Source organism: Streptomyces sp. NPDC059456, assembly GCF_042750055.1.
GTDB lineage: Bacteria > Actinomycetota > Actinomycetes > Streptomycetales > Streptomycetaceae > Streptomyces.
Window position 1 is genome coordinate 1 of record NZ_JBHYVA010000461.1, and the last position, 6,900, is coordinate 6,900.

Here is a 6,900-nt window from a genome sequence, read left to right on the forward strand (position 1 = left end):
GGGCCTTGCGCCTGCTGGAGCCCGGCGCGAAGGCCGCCGCGGCCCCGCCCTCCGGGGGGGCGCGGGGCGGGCGCCCCCCCGAGGGGGCGGGGGGCCGCCGCCCCGCCGCGGGCGCTGGCCCCTGGCCCGTTTGCGTTTTTACCCCCCGGCCGGGCGGGGGGGGGGCACCGGGCCCCCCCCCGGCCCGTCGTCGTCTGGACAGGAGAGAACGAGAGTGCAGCTGGTAGTCGCGCGGATCGGCCGCGCCCACGGGATCAAGGGTGAGGTCACCGTCGAGGTGCGGACCGACGAGCCGGAGCTGCGGCTCTCGCCCGGCGCCGTGCTCCTCACCGAACCGGCGTCCGCCGGTCCGCTGACCATCGAGACGGGCCGGGTGCACAGCGGCCGGCTGCTGCTCCGTTTCGAGGGCGTCAAGGACCGCACCGGTGCCGAGGGGCTGCGCAACACCCTGCTCATCGCCGAGGTGGACCCCTCCGAGCTGCCCGAGGAGGAGGACGAGTACTACGACCACCAGCTGATGGACCTGGACGTGGTGCTGGAGGACGGCACCGAGGTCGGCCGGATCACCGAGATCTCCCACCTCCCCTCGCAGGACCTCTTCATCGTCGAGCGCCCCGACGGCACCGAGGTGATGATCCCGTTCGTGGAGGAGATCGTCGCCGAGATCGACCTGGAGGAGCAGCGCTGCGTCATCACGCCGCCGCCCGGGCTGATCGACGACCGCGCGGAGATCGTCTCGACGCGCGACGAGGACGCCGAGGCCGGGGAAGAAGCCTGATGCGTCTCGACGTCGTCACGATCTTCCCCGAGTACCTGGAGCCGCTGAACGTCTCCCTCGTCGGCAAGGCGCGGGCCCGCGGGCAGCTCGACGTACACGTCCACGACCTGCGGGACTGGACGTACGACCGGCACAACACGGTCGACGACACCCCGTACGGCGGCGGCCCCGGCATGGTCATGAAGACCGAGCCGTGGGGCGAGGCGCTCGACGAGGCGCTGGCCGACGGGTACGAGGCCGGCGCGCGCGGGCCGGTCATGGTCGTCCCCACGCCCAGCGGCCGCCCGTTCACCCAGGAACTGGCCGTCGAGCTCTCCGAGCGGCCCTGGCTGATCTTCACGCCGGCCCGGTACGAGGGCATCGACCGCCGCGTCATGGACGAGTACGCGACGCGGATGCCGGTGTACGAGGTCTCCATCGGCGACTACGTGCTGGCGGGCGGCGAGGCCGCCGTCCTCGTCGTCACCGAGGCCGTGGCCCGGCTGCTGCCCGGCGTGCTCGGCAACGCGGAATCCCACCGGGACGACTCCTTCGCGCCCGGCGAGATGGCGAACCTGCTGGAGGGGCCGGTCTACACGAAGCCCCCGCAGTGGCGCGGCCGCGGCATCCCCGACGTGCTGCTCAGCGGGCACCACGGGAAGATCGCGCGCTGGCGCCGGGACGAGGCGCTGCGCCGCACCGCGCGGCACCGCCCCGACCTGATCGAGCGCTGCGAGGCCGCCGCCTTCGACAAGAAGGACCGCGAGACCCTCAGCATCCTCGGCTGGCACCCGACCGCGGACGGCCGATTTTGGCGCAGGCCCGAGGCCGTGGAAGAATAGGCGGCTGCTGTGTGCTCGCGTACGCCCCTGCCACAGGGGGACAGTCGTCCGCGCAGTGACGCAGCTCCCGAATTCTCTACGGAAACCCGCACCGGCGGCCTGTGGCGTCGTGCGAAGAAAGCAGACGAAGAACATGTCTCACCTGCTCGATGGCGTCAACGCCGCCTCGATCCGCTCCGACGTCCCGGCCTTCCGCCCGGGTGACACGATCAACGTGCACGTCCGCGTCATCGAGGGCAGCCGCTCCCGTATCCAGCAGTTCAAGGGCGTTGTCATCCGTCGCCAGGGCTCTGGCGTCTCCGAGACCTTCACGGTCCGCAAGGTCTCCTTCAGCGTCGGCGTGGAGCGCACCTTCCCGGTGAACTCCCCGATCTTCGAGAAGATCGAGCTCGTCACCCGTGGTGACGTGCGTCGCGCCAAGCTGTACTTCCTCCGTGAGCTCCGCGGCAAGGCCGCGAAGATCAAGGAGAAGCGCGACCGCTGATCTCATCTCCGGGTCCGGGGGGCGGCCGGATAGGCTCCCCCTCGATGGACACCGAAGCAGAGCTCACACAGCGCGGCCACTCCTCCCCCGAAAGCGGGGAGGGGCGGCCGCGTTCTGCGTTGCGGGGGCGCCGTGCGCTTCCCGGCTGGCGCGTCTTCCTGACCTGGCGCGGCGCCGCGGTCCTCGGCGTGCTCTGCACGACCTTCCTGCTGCTGCTCAGCAATTTCGTCGTACAGCCCTTCCTGATCCCGAGCCGCTCGATGGAGCCGACGCTCCGGGTCGGGGACCGGGTACTGGTGAACAAGCTGGCGTACCGTTTCGGCGAGCAGCCCCGGCGCGGGGACGTGGTGGTCTTCGACGGCACGGGGTCCTTCGTACCGGAGCACGCCGACGGCAACCCGATCGGCGGGGCCCTGGCCGGCGCGGCCTCCGCGCTGGGGATCGGCGAGCCGTCCGAAACCGACTTCGTGAAGCGGGTCGTGGGCGTCGGCGGCGACGACGTGGTGTGCTGCGACACGGGCGGGCGGATCAAGGTGAACGGAGTTCCGGTGGACGAGCCGTACCTGTATCCCGGCGACGCGCCCTCGCAGGTGCCCTTCCGGATCGTCGTTCCCGTGGGGACGCTGTGGGTCATGGGTGATCATCGTTCCCAGTCCCGGGACTCCCGGGACCACCTGGGGGAACCGGGCGGGGGGATGGTGCCGGTGGACAAGGTGATCGGGCGGGCCGACTGGATCGGCTGGCCGGTGTCGCGCTGGGGCTCCCATGGGTAGCCGCGGCCGCTCGAGAGGCGGCCGGGGCCCCGAGCCGGAGCCGGACCCGGAGCCGGGGCGCGCGCCCCGGCCCGCGCGTGCGCCCCGGCCCGCGCGTGCCCCCGAATTCTGGCGCGCGCCGGAGACCCCGGGAGGCCCTCTGCCCCCGGGAGACCTCGGGTTCGAGCAGCAGCCCGGGTTCGCGCAGGATCCGCAGTTCGGGCAGGATCCCGGGTTCCGGCAGGATCCCGGGTCCGTGCAGGGGCAGCAGTTCGAGCGGGAGACGGGGTTCGGGCAGCAGCAGGCCGAGTTCCGGCAGGAGCCCCGGTTCGAGCAGCAGCCCCGGTTCAGACAGGCGCCCGGGTTCGGGCAGGAGCCGCAGTTCGGGCAGGAGCCGCAGTTCGGTCAGGAACCCCGGTTCGGGCGGGAGCCCGGGTTCGAGCGGGAAGCCGGGTTCGAGCGGGAAGCCGGGTTCGGGCGGGAGCCCGGGTTCGAGCGGGAAGCCGGGTTCGGGCAGGACTTCGAGTCCGCCGAGGTCCCCGAGCGGCCGGTGCGGGAGCCCGGGTCGCGGCGCGGGGCCAGGGCGAAGGCCGCCGCGAACGAGAACGGCGGCCGGGCCGAGCGGCGCCGGCTGGCCCGCCGGGTCAAGCGGCGCAGGCGCACCCGCCGCGTGGGCGAGGTGCCGCTGCTGATCATCGTGGCGCTGTGCATCGCGCTCGTCCTGAAGACCTTCCTCGTCCAGGCGTTCTTCATCCCGTCCGGGTCCATGGAGCAGACGATCCGGATCGGCGACCGCGTGCTGGTCGACAAGCTGACGCCGTGGTTCGGCTCCAAGATCGAGCGCGGCGACGTCGTCGTGTTCAAGGACCCCGGCGGCTGGCTCAAGGGCGAGGCGGCGCGCCCGGCCGCCGACCCGGTCGGCGTCAAGCAGATCAAGGAGACGCTGACCTTCATCGGCCTGCTGCCGTCCGCCGATGAACAGGACCTGATCAAGCGGGTCATCGGCGTCGGCGGCGACACCGTGGCGTGCTGTGACGCCAAGGGCCGGGTCACCGTCAACGGGACACCGCTCGACGAGCCGTACGTCAACCCCGGCAATGCACCCTCCGAAATCCGGTTCGAAGTGAAGGTCCCCGCGGGACGGCTCTTCGTCATGGGCGACCACCGGGCGAATTCGGCCGACTCCCGTTTCCACCTGGACGAGGCCTTCAACGGCACCATCGACGAGGGCGGAGTCGTGGGGCAGGCCGTCGTCATCGCCTGGCCGTTCGACCACTGGCGCAAACTCGAACAGCCCGCGACCTTCCGTTCGGTGCCCGATCCCACGCCCGGTGGGCGACGCGGCCGCCGCAGGCGCCGACGGGGCCCGCCGTTCGCATAGTGTGTCCTCGGTCTCCCGCGCCCTAGGGAACTCCCGCTCGTTAAGGGAGGGGAGGGCCCGTGCCTGTTTCCGGCCCGGGCGGCGATCTGCGAGTGAGGAGTGGATGTGGGGGACGTGGCGGTAGGCGCGCGATCCGGACGCGACGAAGGCGAGGAGCGGCCGGACGATGCCGAGCGCGAGGCCGAGGACGGTGGTGCCGAGGCGCGCCCGCACCGCTCGTTCTGGAAGGAGCTCCCGCTCCTCATCGGCATCGCCCTGCTGCTCGCCCTGCTGATCAAGACCTTCCTGGTGCAGGCGTTCTCGATCCCGTCCGACTCGATGCAGAACACCCTGCAGCGCGGTGACCGGGTGCTCGTGGACAAGCTGACCCCGTGGTTCGGCTCGGAGCCCGAGCGCGGTGAGGTCGTGGTCTTCCACGACCCCGCGAGCTGGCTGGCCGGGGAGCCCACCCCCGAGCCCAACTTCGCGCAGCAGGTCCTCAGCAAGATCGGTCTGATGCCGTCCGCGGACGAGAAGGACCTGATCAAGCGGACCATCGCCATCGGCGGTGACACGGTCGAGTGCAAGAAGGGCGGACCGGTCGTCGTCAACGGCAAGCCGCTGGACGAGCCGTACATCTACCCGGGCAACACCCCGTGCGACGACATGCCGTTCGGTCCGATCACCGTGCCCAAGGGCAAGATCTGGGTGATGGGCGACCACCGGCAGAACTCCCAGGACTCCCGCTACCACATGCAGGACTCCACCCAGGGCTTCGTGCCGGTCGACAAGGTCGTCGGCCGGGCCGTGGTCGTCGCGTGGCCGATCACCCGCTGGGCGACCCTGCCCATCCCGGACACCTTCGACCAGCCGGGCATCGGCAACCAGAGCAAGGCGACCGCGATGGGTCTCGGGGCCGCCGGACTGGGGCCCGTCGGGCTCGGGCCGGCCGCGCTGGGCCTCGCCGGGGCGGTCCCGGTCGTGATGTGGCGCCGACGGAGGCTGACCGGCGGGACTACCGGCAGGTAGGGTGCCGCCCAGGTCGTCGATCCCGGAAGTGTGGGGGCGCTGCAATGGGCGGAACGCAGGCAAGCGGTACTGCAGGAATACGCGGTGGCAAGGACGGCCGCGGTGGTCTCGGCAACGTGCTGTCGGGCATCGCCGTGGCCGTCGGCTTCGTGCTCTTCCTGGGCGGCTTCGTATGGGGGGCGCTGGTCTACCAGCCGTACACGGTGCCGACCGACTCCATGGTGCCGACGGTGCAGCCCGGGGACCGGGTGCTCGCCCAGCGCATCGACGGCGGTGAGGTGCGGCGCGGCGACGTGGTCGTGTTCAACGACGCCATGTGGAGCGACTCTCCCATGGTCAAGCGGGTCGTCGCCGTCGGCGGCGACACCGTGAAGTGCTGCGGCGCGGGCGGCACGCTCACCGTGAACGGCAAGGAGCTGCAGGAGCCCTACATCGAGCACGGGCAGGCCGGGGCCGGCGCCGGCCAGGGCACCGCCTCCGACACGCCGTTCGAGGTCACGGTGCCCGAGGGCAACCTGTTCCTGCTGGGCGACCGGAGGTTCACGTCGCTGGACTCGCGGGCCCACCTCCAGGAGGCCGGCCAGGGCACCGTCCCCCGCTCCACCGTCCGCGCCCGGGTCGACGCCCTCGCCTGGCCCTCCATGAAGATGATCGACCGCCCCGGCACGTACGCGGCCCTGCCCGGCGGTGTCTCGCAGCCGGGGCCGCTGCGCCTCCAGCTGGCCGCGGTGGTCGCCGGAGCCGCCCTGGTGGTCCTGGGGGCCGCGTACGGGCCGCTGACGCGCGTCCTGGGGCGCGGGCGGCGACGGGAGCCCGCCGGTGCCCGCTGACGCCGCCGCGGCCGGCCCCCGCAAGGTGTCCCGGGTGATCCTGCTGGACCCCGAGGACCGGATCCTGCTGCTGCACGGCTTCGAGCCGGGCGACCCCGCGGACCAGTGGTGGTTCACCCCGGGCGGCGGACTCGAAGGCGGCGAGACCCGGGAGCAGGCGGCGCTGCGGGAGCTCGCCGAGGAGACCGGGATCACAGAGGTCGAACTGGGGCCGGTGCTGTGGCACCGGTACTGCTCCTTCCCGTTCGACGGGCGGCGCTGGGAGCAGGACGAGTGGTACTACCTGGCCCGCACCGCCCAGACGCGGACCGAGATGGGCGGGCTCACCGAGCTGGAGCGGCGCAGCGTCACCGGTGCCAGGTGGTGGACTTCCGAGGAACTTCTCGCGGCCCGTGAGACGGTGTACCCGACCAGACTCGCCGAGCTGCTCCGTACGCTGCTCGACGACGGTCCTCCGGGTGCCCCGGTGGTCCTGGCCCCGGAAATCGTTTAGGGGCGCAGGGGCCTGGCGCACAATAGGGGGACGCACGGCTGAAGGGGAACATGCCATGAGCGCCGAGGACCTCGAAAAGTACGAGACCGAGATGGAGCTGAAGCTCTATCGCGAGTACCGCGACGTCGTCGGGCTGTTCAAGTACGTGATCGAGACCGAACGCCGTTTCTACCTCACGAACGACTACGAGATGCAGGTGCACTCGGTCCAGGGGGAGGTGTTCTTCGAGGTCACCATGGCCGACGCCTGGGTGTGGGACATGTACCGGCCGGCCCGCTTCGTGAAGCAGGTGCGGGTGCTGACCTTCAAGGACGTGAACATCGAGGAGCTCAACAAGAGCGACCTGGAGCTGC

Annotated in this window: 9 protein-coding genes; all 9 read left to right on the forward strand. The window is 71.7% G+C overall.

The features are described 5' to 3' along the window. The first annotated feature begins 214 nt into the window (after positions 1-214). Positions 215-778, forward strand: coding sequence for a ribosome maturation factor RimM (gene rimM / locus ACFXA3_RS30320; RefSeq protein ID WP_385191797.1), 564 nt, complete (start codon positions 215-217; stop codon positions 776-778). After that, positions 778-1,599 carry a tRNA (guanosine(37)-N1)-methyltransferase TrmD gene (gene trmD / locus ACFXA3_RS30325; protein ID WP_385191798.1) on the forward strand — a complete coding sequence of 274 codons (822 nt, stop codon included), beginning with the start codon at positions 778-780 and terminating at the stop codon, positions 1,597-1,599. Before rimM ends, trmD begins: the two co-directional genes overlap by 1 nt. A gap of 133 nt (positions 1,600-1,732) precedes the next feature. Continuing rightward, on the forward strand, positions 1,733-2,083 hold the full coding sequence (rplS, locus tag ACFXA3_RS30330) for a 50S ribosomal protein L19 (RefSeq protein ID WP_054226492.1): 351 nt from the start codon (positions 1,733-1,735) through the stop codon (positions 2,081-2,083). Between the two features lie 44 nt (positions 2,084-2,127). Beyond that, positions 2,128-2,856 (forward strand): signal peptidase I, encoded by a 729-nt coding sequence (gene lepB, locus ACFXA3_RS30335; protein WP_385191799.1) that lies wholly within the window; start codon positions 2,128-2,130, stop codon positions 2,854-2,856. Between the two features lie 235 nt (positions 2,857-3,091). Next, positions 3,092-4,216, forward strand: coding sequence for a signal peptidase I (gene lepB / locus ACFXA3_RS30340; RefSeq protein WP_385191800.1), 1,125 nt, complete (start codon positions 3,092-3,094; stop codon positions 4,214-4,216). Between the two features lie 114 nt (positions 4,217-4,330). Further along, positions 4,331-5,224 carry a signal peptidase I gene (lepB, locus tag ACFXA3_RS30345; protein WP_385191801.1) on the forward strand — a complete coding sequence of 298 codons (894 nt, stop codon included), beginning with the start codon at positions 4,331-4,333 and terminating at the stop codon, positions 5,222-5,224. A gap of 44 nt (positions 5,225-5,268) precedes the next feature. Then, positions 5,269-6,054 carry a signal peptidase I gene (lepB, locus tag ACFXA3_RS30350; RefSeq protein ID WP_385191802.1) on the forward strand — a complete coding sequence of 262 codons (786 nt, stop codon included), beginning with the start codon at positions 5,269-5,271 and terminating at the stop codon, positions 6,052-6,054. After that, positions 6,044-6,547: an NUDIX hydrolase gene (locus tag ACFXA3_RS30355; protein WP_385191803.1), complete on the forward strand. Its 504-nt coding sequence runs from the start codon at positions 6,044-6,046 to the stop codon at positions 6,545-6,547. Before lepB (ACFXA3_RS30350) ends, ACFXA3_RS30355 begins: the two co-directional genes overlap by 11 nt. A 55-nt stretch (positions 6,548-6,602) precedes the next feature. Continuing rightward, positions 6,603-6,900, forward strand: a 298-nt coding sequence (locus tag ACFXA3_RS30360; protein ID WP_385191804.1) for a DUF2469 domain-containing protein, incomplete at its 3' end; no start/stop codon positions are given.